The sequence below is a fragment of the Pedococcus bigeumensis genome (assembly GCF_006438965.1).
Taxonomy (GTDB): Bacteria; Actinomycetota; Actinomycetes; order Actinomycetales; family Dermatophilaceae; genus Pedococcus; species Pedococcus bigeumensis_A.
The window spans coordinates 113,939-139,374 of record NZ_RCZM01000004.1 but is presented as its reverse complement, the minus strand read 5'-3'; the positions used below and the strand labels follow the sequence as shown (position 1 = coordinate 139,374).

General features: G+C 69.7%; 20 protein-coding genes and 1 tRNA gene. 8 read left to right on the top strand and 13 right to left on the bottom strand.

The features are described from left to right. Positions 1–39 precede the first annotated feature (39 nt). From EAH86_RS12210 to EAH86_RS12170, 9 genes are all read right to left on the bottom strand, one after another. Positions 40–462: an HIT family protein gene (locus EAH86_RS12210; RefSeq protein WP_140741090.1), complete on the bottom strand. Its 423-nt coding sequence runs from the start codon at positions 460–462 to the stop codon at positions 40–42. Between the two features lie 84 nt (positions 463–546). Beyond that, positions 547–1,215, bottom strand: a complete 669-nt coding sequence (locus EAH86_RS12205) for a hypothetical protein (protein ID WP_140741088.1) — start codon at positions 1,213–1,215, stop codon at positions 547–549. Continuing rightward, positions 1,208–1,777, bottom strand: a complete 570-nt coding sequence (locus tag EAH86_RS12200) for an RNA polymerase sigma factor (protein ID WP_140741086.1) — start codon at positions 1,775–1,777, stop codon at positions 1,208–1,210. Before EAH86_RS12200 ends, EAH86_RS12205 begins: the two co-directional genes overlap by 8 nt. A gap of 119 nt (positions 1,778–1,896) precedes the next feature. Then, a complete protein-coding gene (locus EAH86_RS12195) occupies positions 1,897–2,682 on the bottom strand; it encodes a DUF1295 domain-containing protein (RefSeq protein ID WP_140741084.1) in 786 nt (261 codons plus the stop codon). Continuing rightward, positions 2,682–3,995, bottom strand: coding sequence for an SAM-dependent methyltransferase (locus tag EAH86_RS12190; protein ID WP_140741082.1), 1,314 nt, complete (start codon positions 3,993–3,995; stop codon positions 2,682–2,684). The genes EAH86_RS12195 and EAH86_RS12190 overlap by 1 nt, the downstream gene beginning before the upstream one ends. Beyond that, positions 3,992–5,329, bottom strand: coding sequence for an SAM-dependent methyltransferase (locus EAH86_RS12185; protein ID WP_241668346.1), 1,338 nt, complete (start codon positions 5,327–5,329; stop codon positions 3,992–3,994). Before EAH86_RS12185 ends, EAH86_RS12190 begins: the two co-directional genes overlap by 4 nt. Further along, a complete protein-coding gene (locus tag EAH86_RS12180; RefSeq protein ID WP_140741080.1) occupies positions 5,326–6,057 on the bottom strand; it encodes a DUF1365 domain-containing protein in 732 nt (243 codons plus the stop codon). The genes EAH86_RS12185 and EAH86_RS12180 overlap by 4 nt, the downstream gene beginning before the upstream one ends. Next, the gene (locus tag EAH86_RS12175; protein ID WP_241668345.1) at positions 6,054–7,430 is read right to left on the bottom strand and encodes an NAD(P)/FAD-dependent oxidoreductase; all 1,377 of its coding nucleotides are present in this window, start codon (positions 7,428–7,430) and stop codon (positions 6,054–6,056) included. The genes EAH86_RS12180 and EAH86_RS12175 overlap by 4 nt, the downstream gene beginning before the upstream one ends. A gap of 64 nt (positions 7,431–7,494) precedes the next feature. Continuing rightward, a complete protein-coding gene (locus EAH86_RS12170) occupies positions 7,495–8,712 on the bottom strand; it encodes a heparan-alpha-glucosaminide N-acetyltransferase domain-containing protein (protein WP_140741076.1) in 1,218 nt (405 codons plus the stop codon). 266 nt (positions 8,713–8,978) lie between these two features. On the opposite strand from EAH86_RS12170, the gene EAH86_RS12165 reads away from it, so the two are divergent. From EAH86_RS12165 to EAH86_RS12150, 4 genes are all read left to right on the top strand, one after another. Continuing rightward, entirely contained in the window at positions 8,979–9,980 is a 1,002-nt protein-coding gene (locus tag EAH86_RS12165; RefSeq protein ID WP_206665825.1) for a MerR family transcriptional regulator, read from the top strand. A gap of 194 nt (positions 9,981–10,174) precedes the next feature. After that, positions 10,175–10,435: a hypothetical protein gene (locus EAH86_RS12160; RefSeq protein ID WP_140741072.1), complete on the top strand. Its 261-nt coding sequence runs from the start codon at positions 10,175–10,177 to the stop codon at positions 10,433–10,435. Between the two features lie 3 nt (positions 10,436–10,438). Beyond that, a complete protein-coding gene (locus tag EAH86_RS12155; protein WP_140741070.1) occupies positions 10,439–11,818 on the top strand; it encodes a DUF4331 domain-containing protein in 1,380 nt (459 codons plus the stop codon). A 108-nt stretch (positions 11,819–11,926) separates the two neighbouring features. After that, positions 11,927–12,385 carry a hypothetical protein gene (locus tag EAH86_RS12150; RefSeq protein ID WP_140741068.1) on the top strand — a complete coding sequence of 153 codons (459 nt, stop codon included), beginning with the start codon at positions 11,927–11,929 and terminating at the stop codon, positions 12,383–12,385. 96 nt (positions 12,386–12,481) lie between these two features. Here EAH86_RS12150 and EAH86_RS12145 read toward each other — a convergent pair whose 3' ends face one another. Further along, positions 12,482–14,830, bottom strand: a complete 2,349-nt coding sequence (locus EAH86_RS12145; protein WP_140741066.1) for a DEAD/DEAH box helicase — start codon at positions 14,828–14,830, stop codon at positions 12,482–12,484. 456 nt (positions 14,831–15,286) lie between these two features. On the opposite strand from EAH86_RS12145, the gene EAH86_RS20645 reads away from it, so the two are divergent. From EAH86_RS20645 to mraY, 4 genes are all read left to right on the top strand, one after another. Then, positions 15,287–15,445: a hypothetical protein gene (locus tag EAH86_RS20645; RefSeq protein ID WP_206665823.1), complete on the top strand. Its 159-nt coding sequence runs from the start codon at positions 15,287–15,289 to the stop codon at positions 15,443–15,445. Continuing rightward, positions 15,442–16,338: a cation diffusion facilitator family transporter gene (locus EAH86_RS12140; protein ID WP_140741064.1), complete on the top strand. Its 897-nt coding sequence runs from the start codon at positions 15,442–15,444 to the stop codon at positions 16,336–16,338. Before EAH86_RS20645 ends, EAH86_RS12140 begins: the two co-directional genes overlap by 4 nt. 249 nt (positions 16,339–16,587) lie before the next feature. Continuing rightward, complete coding sequence (locus tag EAH86_RS20245) at positions 16,588–17,829, top strand: nuclease-related domain-containing protein (protein WP_161988643.1); 1,242 nt, start codon at positions 16,588–16,590, stop codon at positions 17,827–17,829. A gap of 280 nt (positions 17,830–18,109) precedes the next feature. Then, positions 18,110–19,222 carry a phospho-N-acetylmuramoyl-pentapeptide-transferase gene (gene mraY, locus EAH86_RS12125; RefSeq protein ID WP_140741056.1) on the top strand — a complete coding sequence of 371 codons (1,113 nt, stop codon included), beginning with the start codon at positions 18,110–18,112 and terminating at the stop codon, positions 19,220–19,222. Between the two features lie 431 nt (positions 19,223–19,653). Here the strand turns inward: mraY and EAH86_RS12120 are convergent, their stop codons facing one another. The 3 genes from EAH86_RS12120 to EAH86_RS12110 form a co-directional block, all read right to left on the bottom strand. After that, complete coding sequence (locus EAH86_RS12120; protein ID WP_140741053.1) at positions 19,654–21,414, bottom strand: hypothetical protein; 1,761 nt, start codon at positions 21,412–21,414, stop codon at positions 19,654–19,656. 715 nt (positions 21,415–22,129) lie between these two features. Further along, a tRNA-Met gene (locus EAH86_RS12115) sits at positions 22,130–22,206 on the bottom strand. A gap of 82 nt (positions 22,207–22,288) precedes the next feature. Further along, complete coding sequence (locus tag EAH86_RS12110; protein ID WP_338325244.1) at positions 22,289–25,366, bottom strand: UPF0182 family protein; 3,078 nt, start codon at positions 25,364–25,366, stop codon at positions 22,289–22,291. Between the last annotated feature and the right edge of the window lie 70 nt (positions 25,367–25,436).

The following is a 25,436-nucleotide window of genomic DNA, read 5'->3' as shown; positions in this document are numbered from 1 at the left end:
GCCACGCCGGGACGTGGCAGATCCTTCAAAGACCCGGGGTCAGGCGGGTGGCGGCGGGATCGCGGCAGCCAGCCGGGCGGCATACTCCTGCGCCTCGTCGTCCGAGGCGTACTTGGTGCGCGGCCAGAAGAAGCCGCGGAGACCGTCGCCCTTGGTGCGCGGCACGACGTGCACGTGCAGGTGCGGCACGGACTGCGACACGACGTTGTTGACGGCGACGAAGGAGCCCTGCGCACCGAGGCCGGGGACCACCGCACCTGACACGCGCTGAGCCGCGCCCATCAGCACGGGCAGCAGCTCGGCAGGCAGGTCGACCAGGGTGTCGACGTGGATCGTCGGGACGAGCAGCACGTGGCCCTTGAACACCGGTCGGGTGTCCAGGAAGCCGAGCGTGAACGGCTCGTCGAGCACGATCGTGGCCGGTAGCGCGCCGTCGATGATCCGGCAGAAGAGGCAGTCCATCCCGCCGACTCTAGGACGCGGCGGACCCGGTCGCGGGACGGTGGCTGCCCCGCGTCGTGCGGGACAGCCACCGGTCATGTGTGGTCAGTGGCGGTGCGAACCGCCGCCAGGCTGCGTTGCAGGAGCCTGCGCGTCACTGTCCCCTTGGTCGTCGCCCTGGTCGTCGGCGTCGTCGCCAGCACCTGTCGGGTGCGCGGTCGGGGAGTGCTCGGCACGGTGGTCAACCTCACCGCCACCATTCACGTCAGCGTGCTGGTCGTCCGCACCCACCCCGTCGTGGTGGTTGGCGGACGCAGTTGCGTTCGCTGTGTGCGTCGCGGACCTCGTCTCGCTGGCTTCGCTCTCGGTGTCGTCGGGCTCGGCCGTCGTCGTCTCGGTGTCGGTGGCCTCGGTGGTGGTCGTGGTGTCGCTCGGGTCGTCCTGCTGCACGTGGGCGGGTTCGCGGTCCTGGCCGCCACCGGTCGAGGCCACAGCGACGGCCACACCACCGAGGGCGGCAAGGGCAACGGCGGCTCCGACGGCGACGGCTGCACGGCGGATGGGAAGTCGAACAACGGTCACGAGATCGCTCCTTGATGGTGATGAGGTGCCCAAACCCTCGCCGGCGGGGTTCTCGAGGAACGCCGCCAGTTCTCTGCTGGCTGTCACCGGCTCCCGCGCGGACATGCCGCGCAGCGCCTCGACGGCCGGGGCCGCCGGGTCGCTCGCGGGCAGGTGCAGGCCGCTGGGGGCCGGATCTTCGGGCTCAGGCATGACGGGGGTTCAATCGTGCGAGAGCCTCTCGGGGATACGGCTTCCCAGAAAGTTCTTTCCGGAGACGCGCGAGCGCCCGGTGCTGCAGGGACTTCACCGAGCCGACGTCCTTGCCCAGCACTGCCGCCGTCTCCTCGAGGCTGAGATCGGCCACGACGCGCAGGGCAAGCACGGAGCGTTGGTCCGGGGTGAGCGTGGCCAGCAGCGCGACCACCCATTCGTCCCCGAGCACTGCCAGCGCCGCACTCTCGGCCGACGGGGCGGCTGGGTCGTGTCCGGCGTCGTCCCACGCCACCCAGGGACCGCGGCGGACCCGCTGCCGGTGCCAGTCGACCTGCCTGCGATGTGCGACGGTGAAGACCAGCGCCCGGAAGGCCGCACCGCTTCCCTCGAACCGCCCCATCTGCCGGAAGACGGCGAGGAACACCTCGCTCGTGACATCCTCGGCGTCGCCCACGCCGTGCGAGCGAAGGTAGGCACCCACTCGCGGGGAGAGCTCGACCCACAGCTGCCCGAAGGCAGCCCGGTCGCCCACCCTCGCCGCAGCGACTGTGGCGTCCATGAGGGCACCGTCCACCGGAATCCACCTCCACTCACCCGGCTTCGTGGCGCCCTGCTCGCCAGGTCAGACCGTAGCGGGTCGGACCCGTGGTTGCGCGTGTTTGAGCCTGTCTGATCCCGTCAGCGTCGCGGTGGCCGTGGCAGGAAGTAGCTGGTGCGCTGCCGGTACTCGGCGTAGCCGGGACGCTCACCCATGTGCTTCTCGAGGAGTCTGGCCCCCGTCGCGAAGACGAGGAAGTATGTCATGGCCACCGGGGACAGCACCGTGATCAGGCCGGGCCAGGCGCTGGCCGCGACCAGCCAGATCCCCCACCAGACGCAGGAGTCGCCGAAGTAGTTGGGGTGCCGGGTCCAGGACCAGAGACCGCGGTCCATGACCTTGCCCTTGTTGGCAGGGTCGGCCTTGAAGTCCTTCAGCTGCTTGTCCCCCAGCGACTCGAAGGTCACGCCGACCAGCCAGAGCAGCAGCCCGATGACCGCCACTGGCGCCACGCCACGGCCGGACGCTGCGCTGACCTGGATCGGCAGCGAGACGAACCAGACCGAGAGTCCCTGGATCGCGTAGACCTTCCGGATCGCCACGAGCATCGGGTTGCCCGTCTCGCCGGACAGCATCTCGGCATAGCGCGGGTCCTCGCCCTTGCCGCTGTTGCGCTGGTGCATGTGCCAGGCAAGTCGGAGCCCCCACAGCGCCACGACGACGAACAGCGCCAACCGTCGCCAACCCGCCCCGTCACCGACCACGCCGGCCACCGCCGCGACGACCACGAACCCGAGCCCCCACGTCGTGTCCACCACGCTGACCCGGCCCTGACGATGTCCCTCGAAGGCCGTCGCCACCATCAGCAGGACGACGGCGAGAAGTGAAAACCCTGTGACTGCAAGGAAGTTCGAACCGTCGAACATCACGACCAGCTCGCCGGTCGGACCGGCTCGAGGTCGGACGTGCCGCGGTCGGGGCGGACGGCGAGGATCTGGTCGACACCCATCCGGCCGTCACGGAACGCCATGGCGCCGCCGACGAGGTAGAGCCGCCAGACACGGGCCACCTCCTCGCCCACGAGGGCGACGACCTGGTCGATGTTGTCCTCGAAGGTGCGGTGCCACGCGGCCACGGTTCGCACGTAGTGCTCGCGCATGGCGTGCACGTCCCGCACCTCGAGGCCCGAACCCTCAATGAGGTCAACGGTTTCGCCGACGGGTCGCATGTGCATGTCCGGTGCGATGAACGACTCGATGAATGGCCCTCCACCGGGGTGGCGCCCCCGCCTGGACATCTGCTGCACCAGGACCCGTCCACCGGGACGGACCCGGTCGTGGAGCACGCTCGCGTAGGTCGGGTAGTTGTCCTGCCCCACGTGCTCGCCCATCTCCAGCGACACGACAGCGTCGAAGTCGCTGTCCGGCACCTCGCGGTAGTCCTGCAGCCGGATCTCCACCCGGTCCTGCAGCCCCCGCTCGGCGATCCGTGCGTCGATGAACTTCTTCTGCTCGGCGGCGATCGTCACACCGGTGACCTGGGCGCCGAAGTGCTCCGCGGCATACAGGCTCATCGAGCCCCAGCCACAGCCGACATCGAGCAACCGCATCCCCGGCGCGAGCCCGAGCTTGTGGCCAACCAGCTCGAACTTGTCACGCTGAGCGTCCTCGACCGTGTAGTCGGCCGCGTCAGAGCGCCAGTAGCCGCACGAGTAGGCCATGTGGGGGTCGAGGATCAGGCTGTAGAACTCGTTGGACAGGTCGTAGTGGTGGTGGATGGCCTGCCGGTCACGTCCGACACTGTGCAGCCGCCCCTTCAACACCGCCTGGCTGGCCGGGGCCGGGAGCGGGAGTCCGATGGCACCGGCAGCGCGCGCGACCTTGAGCACCGCGGCGATCGCCGCAGGCGTGGGCCGTATGCCGGTGAGCTGGCGCTCGTGCGCCACTGACCACACGTGCGTGAGGGCTGCGTCGACGTCACCCTCAACGTCGAGCTCACCGGTGACATAGGCCTGCGCAGCGCCGAGCTCGCCGGGGTGACGCAGCAGTCGGCGCAAGGCACGCGGCGAACGGAGGGTGACGTGCGGTGCGTCGACCGGGCCGGCCTCGCTGCCGTCCCACGCCGTGAGGCGGACGGGGAGGTCGCCGCCGACGAAGGGCGCCAAGGCGTTGGCGATCTGGACGGCTACGCCGGATCCCGTGGTGGCGGTGGTCGACTCGACCCTGTCGATAGTGGTCATCGGCCCGTCTCCCTCTCGAGAACCAGCTGTTGGACGTCGAGGTAGCCCGAGCGGAAACCGGCTCGTGAGTACTCGAGGTAGAAGTGCCACATCCGGTCGAAGACCTCGTCGAACCCGAGCTGGTGCACGCGGTCCAGCGATGCCAGGAACCGCTCGTCCCACAGCCGCAGGGTCTCGGCGTAGTGCTGGCCGAAGGACAGTCGCTCGCTGACGCGCAGCGACGTCTGCTCGCGGTTGACGTCGACGATCGCCTCGGTCGAGGGTAGGAAGCCACCGGGGAAGATGTACTTGTTGATCCAGGTGTAGGTGTAGCGCGTGGCCAGCATCCGGTCGTGCGGCATGGTGATCGCCTGGATGGCGACCTTGCCACCCGGGGCCAACAGGCTGTCGATCTTGCGGAAGTACTCGCCCCAGTACTGGTGGCCGACGGCCTCGATCATCTCGACCGAGACGATCGCGTCGAACTTGCCCTCGACCAGCCGGTAGTCGAGCAGCTCGACCGACACCGCGTCGGCATAGCCGGCGGCAGCGATGCGCTCCCGGGCAAGGGCCCGCTGCTCGCTGGACAGGGTCACCGAGACGACGGTGGCGCCACGGGCAGCTGCCCGGATCGCGAGCTCGCCCCAGCCGGTCCCGATCTCGAGCACCCGCGAGCCCTCGCCGACACCGGCGGAGTCGAGCATGCGGTCGACCTTCTTCCGCTGGGCGTTGGCGAGGTCGTCCCAGACGGGCGCCGCCGCGGGGGTGCTGGTCGTCACTGCCTCTCCCGCGACCGCGCGGCCGGACCGCTCGTCTCCGGTGAACAGCGCCGAGGAGTAGCTCAGCGTCCCGTCGAGGAAGGTGGCGAACATGTCGTTGGAGAGGTCGTAGTGCCGCGCGATGTTGGTGCGGGTGTTCTGCGTCGTGTTCTTCTCGGTGTGCGGGGCCCGGGCGACATAGAAGGCCCGGAGCTTCTGCAGGGGCTCGGGGATCAGCGTCCCCATCTGTGCCGCGAACACCTCGAGCAGCCCACCGAGGTCGTCGGCGTGCCAGTCGCCGGCCATGTACGACTCGCCGAAGCCGATCAGGCCGCCGGCCCCGAGCGTCGCAAAGAACGAGTCCGGGCGGTCGATGACCATGAGCGGCGCCTGCGGGTCGACCGCAGCGCCACCGACGATCGCCTCGCGACCGAGCTGGATGCGGACCGGCAGCCGCCGGGCGGCGGACAGGAAGATGCGACGGGCAACGGCCCCCTCGACCGCCTGGCGCACCTTGGCGCGGCGAGCGGTGAGGTCGGGCCAGCGGCTGGCATCGATGGCCGGCTGCATGGACAGGCCGACGGTGGCGGTGGTCACTGGACTGCCTCCTGGTGGTGGGAAGGACGTGGCTGGACCGGCAGGCGGCGCAACCACAGACGGATGCCGTGCCAGCGGATGCGCGCGGCGACGGCAAGGGGTTCGAGGGGCTGGGTGAGGGCAAGCTTGAGGACGGTGCCGGTCCGTACGGGCAGGGTCCGTCCGCTCAGCCCGGCCACGAACGGGTCCTGGCCCGGACGCTCGAGGACGACCTTGACGTGGACCTTGGCGCCGGGCATCGGGATAGTGAGCCGGTAGCTGCCGGACACGTCGTTGAACGGGCTGACGTAGAGGGCTTTGTCGACCTCGGCGCGGCCGTGCTCGTCGGCGTGCACGAGATAGGCGTGGCGGTCGCCGTAGGTGTTGTGGACCTCGACGACGTTGCACGCAAGCCGGCCGTCAGGGGTGTGGCACCAGTAGACGCTGATCGGGTTGAACACCGTGCCGAGGACGCGGGGCGTCGTCAGCATGAGGATCTGACCGCCGTCCAGGTCGATGTCCTGGGTGGCGAGGAAGGTGTCCAGGTTCTCGCGCAGGGTGCGGTCCGGGGTGCCGAGGTGGTCACGGGACTCGAAGCTGGCGAGCGGGTGCAGCGCTCCGAGCCGCGGCAGGTCGTCCAGGTCGACCAGCCAGGTGTGGCTGCGACTGGTGAACCGGTGCTGGACCGGTGCCTTGCGCGCATGGACGATCGAGGTCGAGTAGATCCGCGTCGAGGGTGAGGCCTTCATCGCGCACCCACCTCCTCGAGGTCGCCCTCTGCCTCCCGCACACCGATCCCCAGCGCGTCGGGCTGGTCGGCGCGAACATCGAGGTCAGGGTCAGCGCCAGCGACGGTCCACTCGACACCCAGCGCGGCCGCTGCGGCGACGCCGGAGCGGGCGCCGTCCTCGTGGAAGCCCCAGCCGTGGTAGGCGCCGGCGAAGGCGATCCGGCTGGTGTTGATCTCGGGGAGACGGCGCTGCGCTGCAACGGATTCCGGCGTGTAGAGCGGGTGCTCGTAGTGCATCGTGTCGATGACCAGGCTCTGGTCCACGCAGTCCACGCCGTTCAGTGTGACGAGGAAACGTCGGTCCGGCACGTCGAGCCGTTGCAGGCGGGTGAGGTCGTAGGTGACCAGCACACCAGTCCCCTCCACCCCCGCACGACGCCAGTAGTTCCACGACGCGCGAGCGCCGGTGGACCGGGGCAGCACCGACTCGTCGGTGTGCAGCTGGGCGACGTTGCTGGAGTATTGGATCGCACTCAGCACGACACGCTGGGACCTGGTCGGCTGAGCCAGCATGCCGAGCGCCTGGTGCGGGTGTGCGGCGATGACCACCGAGTCGAACACCTCCTCCACGCCGTGCGCGTCGGTCACCAGGACTCCGTCCGGCGTCTCGACGACAGAACGCACCGGAGTGGACAGCCTGATGTCGGCGATTCCGGCCGCCACTGCCTCGACGTAGCGCTTGGAGCCACCCGTGACGGTCCGCCAGGTGGGCGACCCGAAGACGGTGAGCATCCCGTGGTGGTCGAGGAACTCGAACAGGTAGCGGGCCGGGTACTGCAGCGACACCGCTGGGTCGCAGGACCAGACCGCGGCGACGACGGGCTCGAGGAAGTGGCGGATGAAGTAGGCACTGAAGCCGCAGCGGTCGGCGAACTCACCGAGGGTTTCGTCGCGGTCGCCGTCGGTGGCCTCGCGCGCCAGCACCGCCCGGGCCTCGCGGTGGAACTTCCTCACCTCGGTGAGCATGCGCAGGTAGGCCGGGTCGGTCAGGTTGCGCAGCCGCGGGAACAGGCCCCGGGCAGCCCGCGCCCCGGCATACTCCAGGCCGGTCTCGTCGTCGCGCACGGACATGCTCATGTCCGACTCCTGCGTTGCGATGCCGAGCTCGGCGAAGAGCCGCAGCAGGGTCGGGTAGGTGCGGTCGTTGTGCACGATGAAGCCCGTGTCGACGCCGACCGTCCGGCCGTCCACCTGCACCTCGTGGGTGTCGGCGTGGCCGCCGAGGCGGGCGTCGGCCTCGTAGAGGGTCACCGGACCGCGCGTGCTGAGCACGTGGGCGGCGGCGAGCCCTGCGATCCCGCTGCCGATGACGGCGCGGCGTGGTGCAGACATGGTGTCCATCCGTTCTGGGTGACGGGTCGAGAGTGTTTCGGCGCGCCGGTCCAGCCGGATTGGGTCAGCCAGGCGCGCGCCGGTATGCCGTGGAGCTGGGTTCATGGTGCCGGTCACCGAGACGCCTCGCCGCCGCGCGGGACACGACGGCCACCACGGTCTCGAGCGGACCGCGCAGCGGGATCAACGCGAGCACCGCCCCGATCCCCAGGACGATCAGGACCTGGTCGTCGTAGTGGTTCGGCGTCTCGAGGTCGGGCCACCAGCCGCGGCCCATGATGAGCACGTGCAAGGTGTAGAGGCTCAGGGTCATGGCGCCCGCTCCAAACGCCGCCGCCCAGACGCGGGGCTGGAACCGGGTCACCAGGAGGCACAGGCCCAGCACGGCCATCGCGCTCCCGATCGTCTGTGCGAGGTCGAGCGGTGTGCCCGAGTGGGGCGCCACCGTGGCGAGCCACCACCACGAGCCCGTGGGTGTCGTGCCGTGCAGACCGTGCGTGAGGGCCACCTGCAGGGCCACCGGGTCCGAGCCGATCGACGGGTCCGGATAGGTCGACGCGAGCGCGGCCGCGGCGTCGGAGCGCGCCAGCAGCGCGCGGGAGACCACCGTTGCCAGCACCGCAATGAGCGTTCCGCTCACCACGAGTCGAACGTCCACTCCCTTGCGCCGCAGATTGATTCGTCCCATCGCCATGCCCGCGAAGAGGTAGGCCAGCCACACCAGCGCCGGGTAGTAGCCGACAAGGAGCAGCTCGGCCAGCAGGTGCCCGAGGGACGTCAGGTCCGCCGGTGTCGGGCTGCCGGCGACGTGCTCGGGTAGGTGCGGCCGGACCATGAGCGAGACCGCGGGTGCCGCCAGGACCCAGACGACCGCAAGCACTGCCAGTGCTGGGGCACGCAGACCGAGGAACGGCAGGCCGAGCAGGAACAGCACCGCATAGAACGCCAGGATCACTGCGATGCCAGAGGGAACCAGTCCCAGCAGCAGACCCAGGGCGCCGATGAGCGCCGCCCGCACGACGAGGCGGACCGACGCGGCATACCGGGCACGCCCGTGCAGCGGCGTGGTCCGCCCACTCACGAGCGCCACGCTGACCCCCGCGAGGACGGCGAACAGGGCCGAGGCCCGTCCGCCCGCCACCTGCTGTGGCCACGGGACGTGCGAGCCCTCGATGCCGGGGAGCATGTGCGTGGCCATCATCCCGACCAGGGCGAGTGCCCGGGCCACGTCGACGCCCACGATCCTGCCCGGTGCCACCTCGGGCAGGACGGCCTCGGTCATGGCGACATCCTGTCAGCCGTAGTCCGGGGTTGGGCGGGTGAGCGAGGACCCCGACGCGCTGGAGGCGGGTCAACAGCGCGCCGGGGGGCCGAGATGGCGGCAGGACGCTCACGCGGGCTATCACGGGCACTCCAATTCCTCGGGCAAAGGTCATCGCAGGGCTTCATCGTCTGTTCAACCTTTGTGCAAGGTTACTCTGCTCCTGATGGTGCACCTTCACGGTCGACTTGTCCATGCTTTGCCCAAGGATGTGGGACGCTGCTCGGGTGTACACGATCGGCCATGCGGCCCGCCTGACCGGCGTACCGTCCGCCACCATTCGTGCCTGGGAGCGGCGGTACGGCCTCGTCAAGCCGGTACGCAGCGAGGGCGGCTACCGGCTCTACGACGAGCAGGGACTCCAGCTGCTGCGGGCCATGGGCACCCTGGTGGCCGGTGGTTGGTCGGCGAGCCAGGCGGCCGAGCACTTGCGCTCCGACCAGTCCGACAACGGTGACGGCGGGGCCGGCCAGGACGACCAGGGCCCTTGGGACGCCTACCTCACGGACGAGGACGCCGTCGGTGTCGACGGGGCTGCCCCGGGTGACCCGACGGCCACGGTCCCGGAATCGGGCGAGGACACGCCCTCCCCGGAGGACGGCGATGCGTGGGACGTCACCGCACTCGCAAGGGGAGCAGCCGAGATGGACCCCACGGCGGTGGCCGAGGCCATCGACCGGGCCTTCGCGGCGGGAACGCTGGAACAGGTCGTCGACACCTGGCTGATGCCGGCACTGCAGATGCTGGGAACCCAGTGGCGGGCTGGACGCGTGGACGTCGCCGGCGAGCACGTCGTCAGCGCCACCCTGCACCGACGGCTGGGGGCCGCGATGGATGCCGCTCCGCAGGCACCGCACGGGCCTCGAGTGGCGGTCGGCCTGGCGCGCGGGTCACATCACGAGCTCGGCATCCTGGCGTTTTCCGTGGTCCTGCGGCGGGCCGGGGTCGACGTCCTGTACCTCGGGGCCGACCTGCCCGCCCAGCACTGGGTCGCGATGGTCCAGCAGCACCGCCCTGCCGCTGTCGTCGTCGGGGTCCCCAGTGCGACGGACGTGCTCGCCGTTCGCGAGACGGTCGCCGCCCTGCACGCAGCCACACCGACGCTCCCGGTCCACGTTGGTGGAGGGGCCCAGTTCGAGGTCGGACAAGGGACCGTGCCCCTGGGGCACACCGTGACGACCGCGGCCCACGACCTGGCTGACACGTTGCGCAAGCGGGCAAACGCCTGACCCTGCGGTCGGGCGACCGGAGCGCGCCTCAAGGCGACCCGGACCGACCCTCCGGCGTTTCGCACTCGCGCCCAATCCGCCGGGCGGACGGCTCCGAATGTGATGTGGGTCACGTCAGTGCTGAGTAGGTGTCCTGCTGGCATGGCCGCCGCACGCGTGGGACCACGCTGCCCGCGCTCTCTCAAGGAGTCAGCATGAGTAATACATCCCGGCGAATCTTCCTGGCCGCGGCCGGGTCGAGCGCCGCAGCTGCAGCCGCCGTTGCGGCCGCCCCCGGGGCACTCGCAGCCCCGACCACCGGCCGACCGGACGCAGCGGAACCGGACGGCCAACCCCTGGTTGCCTACATCGACGACGTGACGTCGGGCCGGGTGTCCATCCTGTTCGGCGAGGACGAAGTCGTCGTGCAGGACGCCGACCTGGTCCGTCGCCTCACCAGAGCCGCGAGGAAGTGACCCATGTCCTCACACCGCGAAGCCCCTGAGGTCTCCAAGGACCCGGTGGCCGACAACACCGACGTCTACGCGTTCGTCAGTCCCGACAAGCCCGACACGGTCACGTTGATCGCCAACTTCATCCCCTTCCAGAACCCGCAGGGCGGACCGAACTTCTACGAGTTCGGCGACGACGTGCTGTACGAGATCCACGTGAGCAACAAGGGCGACGCCCGAGCCGACGTGACCTACCAGTTCCGGTTCACCACGAAGGTCCGCAACGACTCGACGTTCCTCTACAACACCGGTCCGATCAGCTCCATCGACGACCCCGCCTGGAACCGTCCACAGTCGTACTCCCTGACCCGGGTGGCGCGTGGTGACCGCGGCCGCCTGCTGGCGAGCCGGCTGGCATGTCCGCCGGTCAACATCGGCCCGCGCAGCACGCCGAACTACTCCGTTCTGGCGGGTCAGGCAGTGCACTCTGTCCAAGGCGGCCGGAAGGTGTTCGCTGGACAGCGCGCTGAGGGCTTCCACGTCGACCTCGGGAGCATCTTCGACCTCGGCACGCTGCGGCCGTTCCAGATGGCCCACCTCATCCCGTCGGCCACCGCGGTCGGCGTCAACGGCACCCAGGGCCTGAACGTGCACAGCATCGCCCTCCAGGTCCCGATCTCGGACCTCACCCGCAGGGGAACCGCGCCGACTGATGCGCTCGATGCCGCCTCTGTCATCGGGGTCTGGGCCACCGCCAGCCGCCAGAAGTCCCGGATCTGGGACAACAAGAAGGGCCGGCACTCGTGGCGGGGCCCGTACAGCCAGGTCTCCCGGCTGGGGAACCCACTGTTCAACGAGGTCATCACCCCGATGGCCAAGAAGGACCGCTGGAACGCCAGCCAGCCGCACGACGACTCCGACTTCGCGCGGTACGTCGCCAAGCCCGAGCTGGCCGCCCTGCTGCCGGTGCTCTACCCGGGCGTGTTCCCCAATCTGGCGGCCTACACCAAGGACCGGGCGGACCTGCTCGCGATCCTGCTCACCGGCATCCCGAAGGGCGTTGTGCCCGGCTTCCAGAACTACACCGGGAAGACGCAGGCGGACATGCTGCGGCTCAACGTGGCGGTCCCGCCGACGGCTGACCCCAACCCGATCGGGTTGGTCGCAGGTGACGCCGCAGGCTTCCCGAACGGGCGCCGGGTGATCGACGACGTCGTGGCGATCGAGCTGCGCGCCGTGGCGGGCGCGACGATCCCGCTGGTGGATCCGACCTTCACCCCCGACGCGGCGACGGCCGGGCTGACCGACGGCACGTCCAACACGAACGCGCCCTCCCTCGACGCGTTCCCCTACCTCGGCCACCCGGCCGGGGGCTACCAGACGATGCCCGGGACCCCCGCGGCGTAGAACCGTCGTGGCGGCGACCGAGAACCACCAGGGGTGTCGCCGCCACGACCCTCGCCACCCCACGCCGTGAACAACGACCCGCGAGCACCCACCATCAAGGAGGCCGCCATGGACGGTAACAGCGAGAACCCGTATGCCGGTCAGGGACCGGTCCTGCTCGACATCGGTGGCGACGTCGGCGCCCTGGTCGTCGTGATGCCTGCACGCACCGAAGCCCTCGAGGTGGAGCTGCGCCCCGCGGGCGCCACCGCTGCCCGCGGTCCCTCGGACCACCCGCCGGGCAGTCACTCCCACGACACCACGCACGCCCACGACCATCGGCATCCCCACGCGGAGTCGCACCACCACCAGCACCAGGGGCCCAGCGGGCAGCCGGTGGCGGCTGGCACGGCATACCCGCATGTCGCGGTGGTGGGCAGACCTGACGGCGACGGGCTGGTGCACTCACTGGTCTACCCCGCGGCCACCGAGGGCGACTACGAGCTCTTCGTGCTACCCGACGGACCGGTGGCCATGACCGCGTCGGTGACCGGTGGCCAGGTCACCCACACCACGTGGCCTGACTAGGCCGCTGCCCCGAGCTCGTCGGCCCGCGTCGCTGGGAACCAACCCCGGCACCAGCGGCGCCGGAAGGCGACAGCACGGCCTCCGGCGCCAGAGCGCCTACTGCGTGACCGACATCTCGGTCGTGGAGAACAGGTCATATGCCGGGATTGGCACAGGTGCCGTGCGCGGCGACGCGGCTTCCGACGAGGCGCCCGACAGGGGGCTGGGCGGGACGTCGGGTGCGCTGGGTGCGGTGCCCGTCAGGGCGGTCGACGCTGCGACGTCCTCGGCAAGGGCAGTGGACAGGGTGTCGTCGTCCACGGCGGCGTCGACGTTGAGCTCCTCGGCCAGGGCTTCGGTGAGGAGCGCCACGAGGGCTTCGAGCTGCACGTCGGCCGAGGCGGTGACCTCCTCGTCGGAACCATCGAGGGCGCGTGCCGCGAGGCCCGCCTTGCTGTCGATCAGCTGGGCGATCTTGGCGTCGATCGTCTGGGCGGCGATGATCCGCCAGGCAGTCACCGGCTCGGCCTGACCGATGCGGTGGACCCGGTCGATGGCCTGGGTCTGCTCGGCGGCGGTCCAGGACAGCTCGGCCAGCACCACGTTGGAGGCGACCTGCAGGTTGAGTCCGACACCGGCGGCCGTCAGGGAGCACACCACGATGGCGACATCGGGGTCGTTGACGAAGGCGTCGATGTTCGCCTTGCGCACCTTGGCCGTCTGGTCGCCGCGGATCGAGGAGTACTTGACGCCCCGCTTGGCGAAGGTCTCCTCGGCCACGTCCATGACGTCGATGTGCTTGGCGAAGAAGACCACCTTGCCGACGCTGCGGGCGAGCTGTCCGGCGTAGTCGGCGGCGAGCCCGGCCTTGGCCTGGCCGATCCGGCGCATCACGGTGAACACGTTGTCGCCGGACTTGGCCTTGCTGCCCTCCTCGCGTTCCCAGGTCGCGACCCGGCGCACGAGGTCGTGGTCGATGCCCTCGACGGTGACACCGGAGGTGCGTGCTTCGAGGGCAGCGCGGTAGCGCTTGACCAGGCGGCGCGCGAGCTCCTGCTCGGCGGCCCGGATGGACCGGCCCGCGTCGTCGTCGAGCTCGACCGGCAGGTCGGCCACGCGTCGGGCGGGGATGTCGGCGGCCACGTCGACCTTGCGGCGGCGGACGATGCCGAGGTCGATGACGCTGGTGCGCGCGGCGGCGTAGAACCCGGAGTCGGCAGGCGTCAGCCCGGTCTCCTCCAGCGCGGCCATGAGCGCGTGGCGGGGCTTCTTCTCCTCGATCCAGCCGAGGAACTGCCAGATCGCCTTGAAGTCCTCGATGTCGTTGATCAGCGGCGTGCCCGTCAGGGCCATGAGCAGCGGGTTCGGGGTGCGTGAGCGGATCCGCTCCGCGAGCTGCAGGACGTGCTGCGAGCGCTGCGAGCTCTTGTTCTTGATGAAGTGCGCCTCGTCGACCACCATCCCGCGGAACCCGAGGTCGCCGAGCCACCCGACGTGGCGGTCGAGAACCTCGTAGTTGACGACGACGATGTCTGCGAAGCCGTCGATGGACTCGCCGTTCCCGTGGATCACCGTGGCGGGGTGTCCGGGGGTCCAGAGCTCGGCCTCGTGGGCCCAGTTGGCCTTGACGACGTTGGGGACGACGACGAGCAGCGGGTAGGCGTCGGCGGCCTGGGCGGCCAGCAAGGCCTGGGCCGTCTTGCCCAGCCCGGGCTCGTCCGCCAGCAGGAAGCTTCGGTGCCCGGCAGCGGCCGCGGCGACGACCTGGCCCTGGTGGTGCATCAGCTGAAGCTCGCCGGCGCCGCGAAGGACCCCCACGGGTTCCGGAAGTGGCATGCAGGAGGAGTCGCCGCCGTACTCGAACGCCCTGAACAGCGGGCCGAGGAGCTCCCAGCTCGACAGTCGGCCCGTCGTGGGCTTGCGCGGCGCGACCGCGCTGAAGTCGGGCGCGAGGAACGGGTTGGCGAGCTGGCGGGCAACGACCGACTGGGGCACGGCGCGACGCTCCGGCGGGGTCCAGACCCCTTCTGACGCCTCCTCCTCCACCTCTTCGGGCTCCGGCTCGAGACCGGCAGCGCGCACCATGTCGCGCCGCAGGGTCGCTGCCGTGTCGCTGACGGCGGCATCCTCGGCGAGGAGGGCGAGCAGCGAGGTGTCCCGTGCCGCGGTCTTGGCCAGGATCGTCGCGACGCCGTCCAGACGCTTGAGCTGTCCGTCCCGCTCGGCGGTCGTGGCGGTGGTGTCGGCCTTGACCCTCGCCCGCTCCTCACGCACCAGCAAGGCGACGACTTGGAACTTGGCCCGTCCCGCAGGCTTGACCCGTCCGCGCTGCGCGTCGGTCTCGACCTCGCGCACCGCCCGCGCCAGCACGGGGATGATCCCCTCGTTGTCGAGGGGACGACCGCGCCGCTGGGTGCGCGGGGCGGACCGGGTGGCGCCGGACTGGCGCTGGCCTCGTTGAGCCAAGAAGTCCTCCTGAAGGATGCCCGCAGCGTGCGGGCCGTACGGGCCGAGCATGAACGACAGTGCCGCGTGCAGTCGCGCGGTCGGGGCGGGTGTGGGACGCCGAGCCGAACGGTCCGGGCGGACCGTTCGCTGCGCGGTCCCACCGTGCTGGGACAGATCGACGTGCCGACCCCGACGGCTCGCCCACCGCATACAACCGACGACCTGCGGTCGAGACCCGCCAGGCTTCGAACTGAGTCGTTGCCGAAGGTGCGGTGACGGCCGGGTGCCGGAACACCTCGATAGTACCTCCCCGCGCCAGCGGACGGCCAACGCCGGGCCGACCACGCGGGATACCGACCATTCGTTGCGGAAACCCGTCCCGCACGCGCTGCACCGGCGCCGGCTCGCGAGAGCCTGATCCGGCGCGACCGAGCCGCAGGGCTCGGGCCACCGGGGGTGAAGTACGATCGGCCCATGCGCTGCGTGAGCGAGCCTGCCGCAGCCCCCACGAGATCGATGGCGTGGTCGCGCGACGGTATGCCGCCCTCGGCCCTTTGCACCCGGCATACCTTTGCCGTGCAACACCACCCGCTTCGGGTCGCTGCGTCCGGACTCGCCGACGTGGCGCCGTGAGCGGCCACTCGCACGGCCACCCGGGTGCGACCCACCGGTGGAGGCTACGCACCGCGTTCGTCCTCGTCGCCGGCTTCTTCCTCGTCGAGCTGGGCACCGGCCTGGCGTCAGGGTCCCTGGCCCTGCTCAGCGACGCAGGCCACATGGCCGCCGACGTGGTCGCGCTGGGAGCGGCCCTGGTCGCGACCAGGATTGCCGCGCGTCCCGACACGACGGGTCGCCGGACGTTCGGCTCCTACCGCGCCGAGGTCTTTGCCTCCGGTCTCGCTGTCCTGCTCATGCTGGGTGTCTCCGTCTACATCGGCGTCGAGGCGATCGGCCGCATCGGCGGGAGTCCCGAGGTCTCATCGGGGCCGATGCTGGTCGTCGGCGCGATCGGCCTGGTCGTCAACGTCGTGTGCCTGACCCTCCTGCGCGGGGGCGCAGCCGAGTCGTTGAACGTCAAGGGCGCCTACCTCGAGGTGGTCGCCGACACCCTGGGCTCGGTGGGAGTCATCGCGGCCGGCGTGCTGGTAGCGGCGACGGGGAGCGCCTGGTGGGACACCGGGATCGCCCTGGCCATTGCGGTCTTCGTGGCGGTCCGGGCTGTGCTGCTCGGACGCGAGGTGCTCGGCGTCCTCGGACAGCACGCACCCGCCGGGATGGACGCCGACACGGTCGCGCTCGCACTCGCAGGTGTCCCCGGGGTGAGCGATGTCCACGACCTGCACGTCTGGACCCTGACGTCGGGCATGAACGTCGCCACCGCCCACCTCGTCACCTCCGAGGCTGCGGACGCGCACGGGGTGCTCGACCAGGCCATGCAGGTGATGCGCACCGAGTTCGGTGTCGAGCACGCCACCCTGCAGGTCGAGCCCGACACCCACACCGGGTGCAAGGAAGTCACCTGGTAGCCACGCGGCATACCGCTGGCCGGCACCCCCAGCCGCGACGGGGCCCTCGCGGGGACGTCCCCTCATGGCACAAACTTGGGCGATTGTACGCGCGCCGGCGATTCACCGCAGGCAAACGTACCGAGTCCATACTCGACCAGACCGAACGTATGCCTGGGACCTACGCATATCCGCCCATCCCCCGCTGGAAGAGCCGCTGAAGGGCACCTTCGGTGCCATCTTGGGCTCAGACCCGAGGGGGTGGGCGCCATGGTGCCTCAGATCGTCCGGCTAGAACGGGCCGGGGTGTGCGGCTGTGGGGAGCTCGTCGCAGCAGGAGAACGTGCCGGCTATGCCGCGCAGCAGGCGAGGGTCGTGTGCCTCGCTTGCCTGGCAGGGATGTCGGCCGAGCCGGATGCCGCCGAGGCGCCGGGGGAAAACGCCTTGGTGCCGGCTACCTGGACCGCGGATGCGCAAGCCATCGCGGCGACCCTCAACGCCCTGCGCCAGGAGCCCCCAGCGGCGTGGCGTTCCTCCGAGCCCGAGGTCCTGCACGTCCCGACCGAATGGTCGGCTCCCGTGGCGGAGCCGGTTGCCCGGGCAGGCGCTGGGTCGACGGAGCTGCCGATCACGTTGCCGCGACGCAAGCCCCGGGCCGGAGCGCTGCTGGATGTCGACGCGTCCGGGCGGACCGACCTGACCGAAGCCGTGGCCCCGCGACCGACCCCGTCGGCGCCACCACCGCCCACCCCAGCGTTCCCGGCGAGGGCGATCTCTGCGACCGCCGTGAGCGAGCCGACGCCGTCGGAGGTTGAGGTCCGGACGCCGCCAGCGGCGCACGCCGCGCCATCCTCAGACACCGACTCTGACGGCCGCAGCTCACGACACGAAGCAGCTGTGGTCGAGGACCTGAGCATGCCTGCTCCGGCGCCGCGTCGTCGGGCGGGACTCTTCACCCGCCTGCTCACGGTGCGGGCCTTCCGGACGCAGCAGGCCCAGCCACGCGTCACCAAGTCGCATGCGGCAGTGTGCACCCTCCTGGACGCGGCGGCGGCCAAGGGCGTGCTGGCGCTGCACAACCGACGGGTGCCGGGGCGACGTGGTCGCATCGAGCACCTCGCAGTCGGAGCGGGCGGCGTGTACGTCATCGACGCGCTGCACTTCAAGAACGCGTCGATCGAGGTCCGCCCGACAGATGATCCCGAAGCCGGCGACGACCTCGTGGTCGGAGGGCGGGTCCTGACTTCGGCCGTGCGGGCCGTGGCCCAACGGGTCGAGGTGCTCCACCTGATCCTGGTGGCCGCCGGGCTCCCCGACGTGCCGGTCACCGGAGCCCTGTGCTTCGTCGACGGCCTGCTGCCCCTCTCGGTGGCTGACCTCCAGGTCGAAGGGATGCACGTGCTGCGTCCCAGCGGTCTGACGGCACTGGTGGCCGGCCCCGGGCCGCTCGGCTCGCAGCACCGCGAGACGCTGCGCGAGTTCCTGGCAATCCGACTGCCCGCGTCGACCTGACGACGACGCGGCATACTCACACCCCCGCAACGCCAGAAGGCCCGGACCAGTGGTCCGGGCCCTCTGTCCGTCACGTGTTGGCTGCGGGCGCCGGGCACTCGTGCCTGCCACGCGCTCCCGTCGGCGCGTCGGAGTCCTGGCGCCCCTGTAGCTCGCCTAGGTTGGATGGCCAAGGGAGCCGACGCGCGTCAGGACCGCGTCACGGGGGCTCGCTCCTCACCGGTGTGCGGACCCGCTCGAACGGCGTGCCTCCGATGACCGGCAGACGAAGGGAAGCCAGATGGTCAACGTCCTGCTCGCGGGCGGGATCGCGATGGCGTTGTCCCTGCTCGGAACCCCGGCGTTCGCGCGGTTCCTCGTCCGGCGCAGCTATGGCCAGTTCATCCGGGACGACCTCGCCCATCACCACTACAAGCGGGGAAAGCCCACGATGGGGGGCGCCGTCATCATCGGCGCCGCCGTGATCGGCTACTTCGCCTCGCACCTGCTCCTGGTCGCCGCGAGCTCACGTGGCACCGTGGCGGTCGCGCCCGGCCGGCTCTCCCTCAGTGCGCTCCTGGTGCTCTTCCTGCTGGTCGGGATGGGACTGGTGGGCTTCTTGGACGACTTCACGAAGATCTCCAAGGCGCGCAGCCTCGGACTGACATCGAAGCAGAAGCTTGTCGGCCAGAGCGTGGTGACAGTGGTCTTCGCAGTGCTGGCACTGTTCGTGACCGACGGGACCGGGCGGGTCTCGGCGTCCACCGCCATCTCGTTCGTCAGGGACACCGGCATCGACCTCGCCGCGGCCGACCCCGTGCTCGGCGTGATCCTGTTCATCCTGTGGGCCAACGTGTTGATCTCAGGGGCCTCGAACGGCGTCAACATCACCGACGGACTCGACGGCCTGGCCACCGGTGCGTCGGTCATGGTCTTCGCCGCGTACGCAGGCATCAGCCTGTGGCAGTACAACCAGAACTGCGCCCTGGTCCCCGGACCCAGTTGCTACGACGTGCGTGACGGGCTCGACCTGGCCGTGGTCGCCTGCTCGATTGCCGGGGCCTGCTTCGGCTTCCTGTGGTGGAACGCCTCCCCCGCCACCATCATCATGGGCGACACCGGATCGCTCTCTCTCGGCGCTGCCCTGGCGGGCCTGGCGATCCTGACCCGGACCGAGCTGCTCCTGGTCGTCCTCGGCGGCCTGTTCGTGGTGATCACCATGTCCGTCGTGATCCAGATCGCCAGCTTCAAGCTGACCGGGAAGCGGGTCTTCCGCATAGCTCCCCTGCATCACCACTTCGAGATGCTCGGGTGGGCCGAGATCACGATCGTCATCCGCTTCTGGATCATCGCGGGGATCTTTGTGCTCTCCGGGCTCGGCCTCTTCTATGCCGAGTGGGTCACCGGGCAGTAGCACGGCCCGCTGCCTTGTCCGCTCTGGCCGGGCCGGGCCGGTCGGACCCCAACAGCAGAAGGCCCGGACCAGTGGTCCGGGCCTTCTGTCTGTGACGCGTTGGTAGCGGGGGCAGGATTTGAACCTGCGACCTCCGGGTTATGAGCCAGCCCAGCCCACGTCTCATACGTCCCGCACCTTCTCCCCCACCGCACGAAATCTCGGTGTCGAGTCCCAGTCGTCGCGCCGCGTCTCAAGCCGTCCCGCCACCTCCCGGTTACACATTTGGCTACACCTCCCTGCCTTGAAGACACTTCTGGTCATTGGCCTGCTGGGAGTGCCTGCCGACCGGTATGCATCGCCATAGGCCACGGCGCAACGAAGCGCCGACGACCCGCTCCTCACCGAGTCTCGGTCAGGAGCGGGGCGTCGACGGTAGGCCCTTGGGCGCCTTAGGGGGCGAGGTCGCCGTAGATGTTCTGGTCCAGTCCGCCGGCACGTGGGCAGGTGTCGCCAGTGACACGGCCGTCAGGCAGTGTCGTCCGGCACTGCAGCACGTCGGCGCCCGTCTCGTCCTGCGTGGTCTCGCGCTGGTCCACGCCGGCCACGGTGTCGCGCCAGTCCGTCCAGGTCCCGTAGGTGACCCCAGCCTTGGAGTCGATCCACAGGTAGTCACCAGCGAACGGTACGGTGCGTCCACCGAACTGCTCGTAGTTGGGGTTGCTCGTGGCATCCGACATCCGGATGGGCGTGCTCCAGGTGCCGCCGATCGCCGGTCGGGTCGAGGCGTAGACGTCCAGCGCCGGGCCCACGTTGCCGTGGGCGTCGTTGCCCACCGGCCGCTGGCGGAAGGACGTGACGTCGTTGAACACGTCGTTGCGGCTGTCCCACCACAGCGCGTGGATGACGCCCCCATCGACGCTCAGGTCCGGGAACAGCTGCTGGCTGGCCGGTTCGACGTCGATCGGCGTGGGTGTCGTGACCGCACCCGTAGCCCCGTCGTAGCGCAGGTAGTAGATCACTGACTGGCCACCCACGCCGCTTCGGTCAGCCCATCCGAAGGTGGTGCCAGTCGGCACCTCGCTGCCCGGCATGATGGCCTCGTAGGTGACGTGCACCATCTCGCCCGCGGCGTTCTGGTCTGCCGTCGAGCGCGGCCCGGTGTCCGCACGAAAGAAGGTGTAGCCCGACTGGCACGGCGGGGCGTCACCGCAGTCGCGGGCGGCCCCTCCCGAGGTGGTGAGGTCCGTGACGCCGGTGGCGCTGAACGTCGTCAGGACGCGCGGGGGTGAGAACGTTTGGCCACAGTCCGCCGAGCGGACCACGTCGACCGCGTCGCCCTGCCCACCCTGCGCCTCGAGCTGCCGGAATGTCACGTACACGTGGCCGTTCTTCGTGACGGAGATGTCAGGGAACTGCACGTCGTGGATGCCAGCGCTGACCTTCATTGGCGTTGAGAACGTGGCACCGTGGTCGGTCGAGCGCGACAGGTAGATCGCCACGCCTCCGTTGCCGGTGAACCGCGACCACGCGAAGTACACGTTCCCGCGGCACGAGGAGGACGTGCGGTCGGCCTCGATCGCCGTCTTGTCGTTGAACTTGCCCAGCAGGTTCGGTGCGGACGACCCCTTGGCCACGACGACAGACCGAAGGAACTCCTTGCCGTCGTTGATCGTGGCACCGGTCTCCCCGGCCGGGTTCACATAGGTGCCCACCCACACGTCCCCGAAGGTCTTGAGGGAGCCAGCTGGGTCGTCGGAGCTCTCGGAGCCCGCGAACAGCCGACCCGCGTCGTCCCAGGCGAGCACCGGGTCACCCGCACTCGCAGTGCGGACCTGGGCACGGGCCGCGTAGGGCGTGTTGTCGCCGGGGTACCCAGGCACGAGGGAGGACTGGAACGATGTGCCGCCGTTCTGGGACCGGTAGTAACCGAGCCAGATCGGCCCGGAGGGTATCGGCGCCCCGTCCGTGTCCACGCCATCGTTGTAGACCCCGCAGTAGTCGTTGGAACTGCCCACGATGACCTGGGGATTGCGGGGGTCGACGGCCACGGAGGGCTCGTTCTGCCGGCCGCGGGAGCCTGAGCACTCGCTCAGGGTCGGGTCCTTGGCCACGGGCGAGGCAGGGTGGTTGACGTTGTAGTTGGAGACGTAACCGCCCGCGACGCCCTGGTCGTTAGTCAGACGCACATCGGTGCGGGGCGTCGACGCCACGGCGGGGAGCGAAGCGACTCCCAGTACCGCGAACGCGACAGCAGCGGCCGCGACAAGCGGCCGAGGTCGGTTCAGAAGTGGACTCTTCATCGGGTTTCTCCCCATCAGCCTGTGGGTGGCGATCCCGCGGCGTCGCGAACACCGCGGCGTCGGGCGATAACGGGATCCCCCGGCTCACGGTCGACCCGGCGCGGGTGGCGCGAAACCTTCAAAAGGGTGAGATTGTGACCGAATTCGCCGCTCCCGTTAGCGTGTCGACCCGTCAGTCAGCCCAGACAGAGGTGTTCAAGGCGGCGAGCTAGTGCACAAGCTGTCGCACGCGACATCGAAAAGGGGCCGTGAACTGCACTTTCGCCTATGTCTGAAAATCGGAAGGCGGCGGGTCGACCCCGCCTATGGCCACACCGCAGCATGTGGTCACACCTCGGTGACGGGTCAGAGGCGCGAAACCTGCGCCAGCAAGGGGAGCCAAGTCCGGACTCTGCGCGGTGTGCGCTGACCTGCGATCGCCCGGACAGCGGCCCGGCGACACCCCGAAACGGGCGCAATTCGGCTCTCAGCGGCCGTCTCATGCGTTTCTGCCTCGTCCGGCGCAATCGAACTCGTCCCGAGAGTCTCGCAGCGTCTCAGCGGCGGTTGGTTACACATTTGGCTACATGTGCCAACGCCAGAGGCCCTCTCCCTGATGGGAAAGGGCCTCTGACCTGCTACTTCGTGGTAGCGGGGGCAGGATTTGAACCTGCGACCTCCGGGTTATGAGCCCGGCGAGCTACCGAGCTGCTCCACCCCGCGTCGGTAGACACCACCTTACGGGAACCCCTGCGCCCTAACCAAATCGGCTGGGCGCAGGGGTCACTCGCAGGTCAGCGCCGTGTCACGGCGTCGACGTGCCCGTCGGTGTCGACGTGGCCGTGGCGGTGCCGGACGGTGTCGGGGTCACCGTGACCGACCCACCCTTCGGGGCGGCCGCAACGGCGCGCTGGATGGCGTCGTTGAGGTCCTTCTGGGCCGTGCCGTATGCCGCGAAGTCACCTGCCTTGAGCGCCTTCTGACCCGCGTCGTAGGCCGCCTGGATGTCGGCCAGCGCCTTGGTGAGCGCGGCCGAGTCGGCCGGCGGCGTGGTCGGTGTGCCGCCACCCGTGGTGGGAGGTGTGGTCGGCGTCGAGCCGGAGTCGCCCGCGCTGGCGCCGGAGTTGCCGCCGAACAGGCCGTCCAGGGCGCCGTCGAGGGTGTAGGCCCAGGCAAGCTTGTCACCGAACGCGACGACGGTGGCTCGCTGGAGCGGGAACGCGGAGTCACCCTGGGCGCGCACGTAGATCGGCTGGACGTACAGCAGGCCACCGCCTACTGGCAGGGTCAATAGGTTGCCCAGCGTGACCGAGGACCCACTCTGCCGGGCGTTGTTGAGGAACTGGCTCAGGTTGAGGGCAGAGTCCGGTGACGTCGCGTTGGACGAGCCGATCTCGTTCTGCACCTGGCCGGGACCGCTGACCTGGCTGTCCTTGGGCAAGGTGAGCAGGCGCATCGTGCCGTAGTCGTCCCTGCGCTTGCCGTCGGTCGTCCCCGCGTCCGCGTCCACGGCGAGGAAGCCGGTCAACAGCTGCCGGTCACCGACGGGCTTGAACGTCGTCGTGATCGAGAATCGTGCCTCGTCCTGCTTCGGCATCTTCAGGGTCAGGTAGTAGGGCGGCTGGACGACGCTGGCATCCTGGGCCGGGTCCTCGGGGATCTGCCAGAAGTCCTGGCCGCCGTAGAACGAGGCGGCATCGGTCACGTGGTACTTCGCCAGCATCTGGCGCTGCACCTTGAACAGGTCCTCGGGGTAGCGCAGGTGTGACATCAGGTCCGAGTCGATCTCGCTCATCGGGCGCACGGGGTTGTGGAACGCCTTGTTCCACGCCTTGAGCAGCGGGTCCTGGTTGTCCCACGCGTACAGCTTCACCGAACCGTCATAGGCGTCCACGGTCGCCTTGACCGAGTTGCGCATGTAGTTGACCTGGCCGCTTCCGATGGTCGTGACGGCGCTCGACCGTGCGGTGACCGAGTCGGAGGTCGCGCTGTCGATCTCGGTCAGCCGCGAGTACGGGTAGTCGGCCGACGTCGTGTAGCCGTCGATGATCCACTGGACCCGGCCGTCGACGACTGCCGGGTAGGGGTTGCCGTCCGGCGTCAGCCAGGGGGCGACCCGTTCGACCCGCTCGAGCGGCTCGCGGTGGTCGAGGATGCGGCTGGAGTCGTTCACCGCGTCCGACAGCAGGAGGTTGAGCTCGCGGTACTTGAGGGCGTAGGCCAGCTTGCGCGGCAGCGAGCTCAGCGCGACACCACCCTTGCCGTCGAAGGTGTTGTTCTTCTGCCCCGCCACACTGTTGTCGGGGTAGTCGAACTCGCGCGGGCTGGCGCCGTTGGCCCCGCCCACGATCGAGTACGACGGCGACTGCTCGCCGAAGTAGATCCGCGGCTCGAACTTGGGCAGCTCGCCCGCCTGGGGGATGTTCCGCTCGTAGAAGACCGGCGCGCCGTCGGCAGTGCGCTGGTTGCCGTACGCCGCCACGAGGCCGAAGCCATGGGTGTAGACGGTGTGGTCGTTGAGCCAGTTGCGCTGGTTGGCCGGGATGCCGTTCAGGTCGAGCTCGCGCACGGCCAGCACGGTGTCGCGGACCTTGCCGCCGACGGTGTAGCGGTCGACGTCGAGGGCGTCAGGGAAGGCGTAGTAGGACTTGACCGACTGGAGCTGCTTGAACGTCGGGGAGACGACGATGGGGTCGACCAGACGGATGCCGGGGATCGTCTCGGCGTCGTTGCGCAGCTGACCCGGGCTCGCCTCGGTCGTCGCCGTGTAGCTCTCGGAGTCGACGTTCGCGATGCCATAGGCCGCGCGGGTCGCCTTGATGTTGCGGTCGATGTAAACCTGTTCGCGAGACTTCTCCGACGGGCGGACGATGAACCGCTGGTAGAGGGCCGGGTAGATGCTGCCGACCACGATCGAGGTGATGAGCAGCAGCGCGACACCGACCACCGGCAACCGCCAGGACCGGGTCCAGATGGAGGCGATGAACAAGCCGACCGTCATCAGTGCGGCGACCGCGAGGATCGCCTTGGCAGGCAGGACCGCGTGGGCGTCGGTGTAGCGGATGCCGGTCAGCAGGGTCGAGTCCTTGGTCGCCAGGGCGTACCTGTCGAACCAGTAGGTCGCGGCCCGGACGAGGACCAGTGCGGCGACGAGGATCGCGAGGTGGGTGCGCGCTGCCCTTGACGTGCGCTCGGCTCGGGCCTGGATCTGCAGCCCGCCGTAGACGTAGTGCGTGAAGGCAGCGGCCAACGTGGCCATCACCAGGACCATGGTGAGGAAGCCCAGCAGGAACTGGATCCACGGCAGGGTGAACACGAAGAAGGACAGGTCGAGGTGGAACTGCGCGTCCCGGCTGCCGAAGGGAACGCGGTTGCGCCACAACAGGAACGTCTTCCACTGGCCGGCGGCGCCGGTGCCGGCCAGCAGGCCGAGGATGCCGGGGATGGCGAACATGGCGATCCGCCGCAGCGGCTCGATCGCCTCGCGGTACTGGTCGAGGTTCTGCTGCTGCGGGGTCACCGGGGCATAGATCGGCCGGGTGCGGTAGCCGATGACCAGGCTCGAGGCCACAGCGGCCGCCGTCAACGCGAAGCCCACGACGAACAGCACGACCTTGGTGACCAGCTCCGTGACGAACACGCCCTTGAAGCCCACCGAGTCGAACCACAGCACCTCGGTCCACAGCGACGCCGTGATCGAGACGATGAAACCCAGGACCACCAGCACCACGATCGTCGGGACCAGCGGGCCGCGCCGTCTGCCGAAGGACAGGGTTGGAGGACGCCGGCCGCCTGCTCCGGATCCTGCCCCCCGTGGCGTTCCCTCGGGACGGGTGCCCTCGGCACCCGGCTCGCCCTGGCCGAACCACTCAGAAGAACTCACGCCACGCCCGATCTGCCGTGCGACCGCCCGCGGAGGCCGCCTGCTGTAGTGGGTCCAACTTACCGACCAC

Coding starts and splice junctions, on each gene's coding strand:
- EAH86_RS12210 (WP_140741090.1), bottom strand. CDS start 462: ATGGACTGCCTCTTCTGCCGGATCATCGACGGCGCGCTACCGGCCACG.
- EAH86_RS12205 (WP_140741088.1), bottom strand. CDS start 1,215: ATGCCTGAGCCCGAAGATCCGGCCCCCAGCGGCCTGCACCTGCCCGCG.
- EAH86_RS12200 (WP_140741086.1), bottom strand. CDS start 1,777: ATGGACGCCACAGTCGCTGCGGCGAGGGTGGGCGACCGGGCTGCCTTC.
- EAH86_RS12195 (WP_140741084.1), bottom strand. CDS start 2,682: ATGTTCGACGGTTCGAACTTCCTTGCAGTCACAGGGTTTTCACTTCTC.
- EAH86_RS12190 (WP_140741082.1), bottom strand. CDS start 3,995: ATGACCACTATCGACAGGGTCGAGTCGACCACCGCCACCACGGGATCC.
- EAH86_RS12180 (WP_140741080.1), bottom strand. CDS start 6,057: ATGAAGGCCTCACCCTCGACGCGGATCTACTCGACCTCGATCGTCCAT.
- EAH86_RS12175 (WP_241668345.1), bottom strand. CDS start 7,430: ATGTCTGCACCACGCCGCGCCGTCATCGGCAGCGGGATCGCAGGGCTC.
- EAH86_RS12170 (WP_140741076.1), bottom strand. CDS start 8,712: ATGACCGAGGCCGTCCTGCCCGAGGTGGCACCGGGCAGGATCGTGGGC.
- EAH86_RS12160 (WP_140741072.1), top strand. CDS start 10,175: ATGAGTAATACATCCCGGCGAATCTTCCTGGCCGCGGCCGGGTCGAGC.
- EAH86_RS12155 (WP_140741070.1), top strand. CDS start 10,439: ATGTCCTCACACCGCGAAGCCCCTGAGGTCTCCAAGGACCCGGTGGCC.
- EAH86_RS12150 (WP_140741068.1), top strand. CDS start 11,927: ATGGACGGTAACAGCGAGAACCCGTATGCCGGTCAGGGACCGGTCCTG.
- EAH86_RS20645 (WP_206665823.1), top strand. CDS start 15,287: ATGCGCTGCGTGAGCGAGCCTGCCGCAGCCCCCACGAGATCGATGGCG.
- EAH86_RS20245 (WP_161988643.1), top strand. CDS start 16,588: ATGGTGCCTCAGATCGTCCGGCTAGAACGGGCCGGGGTGTGCGGCTGT.
- mraY (WP_140741056.1), top strand. CDS start 18,110: ATGGTCAACGTCCTGCTCGCGGGCGGGATCGCGATGGCGTTGTCCCTG.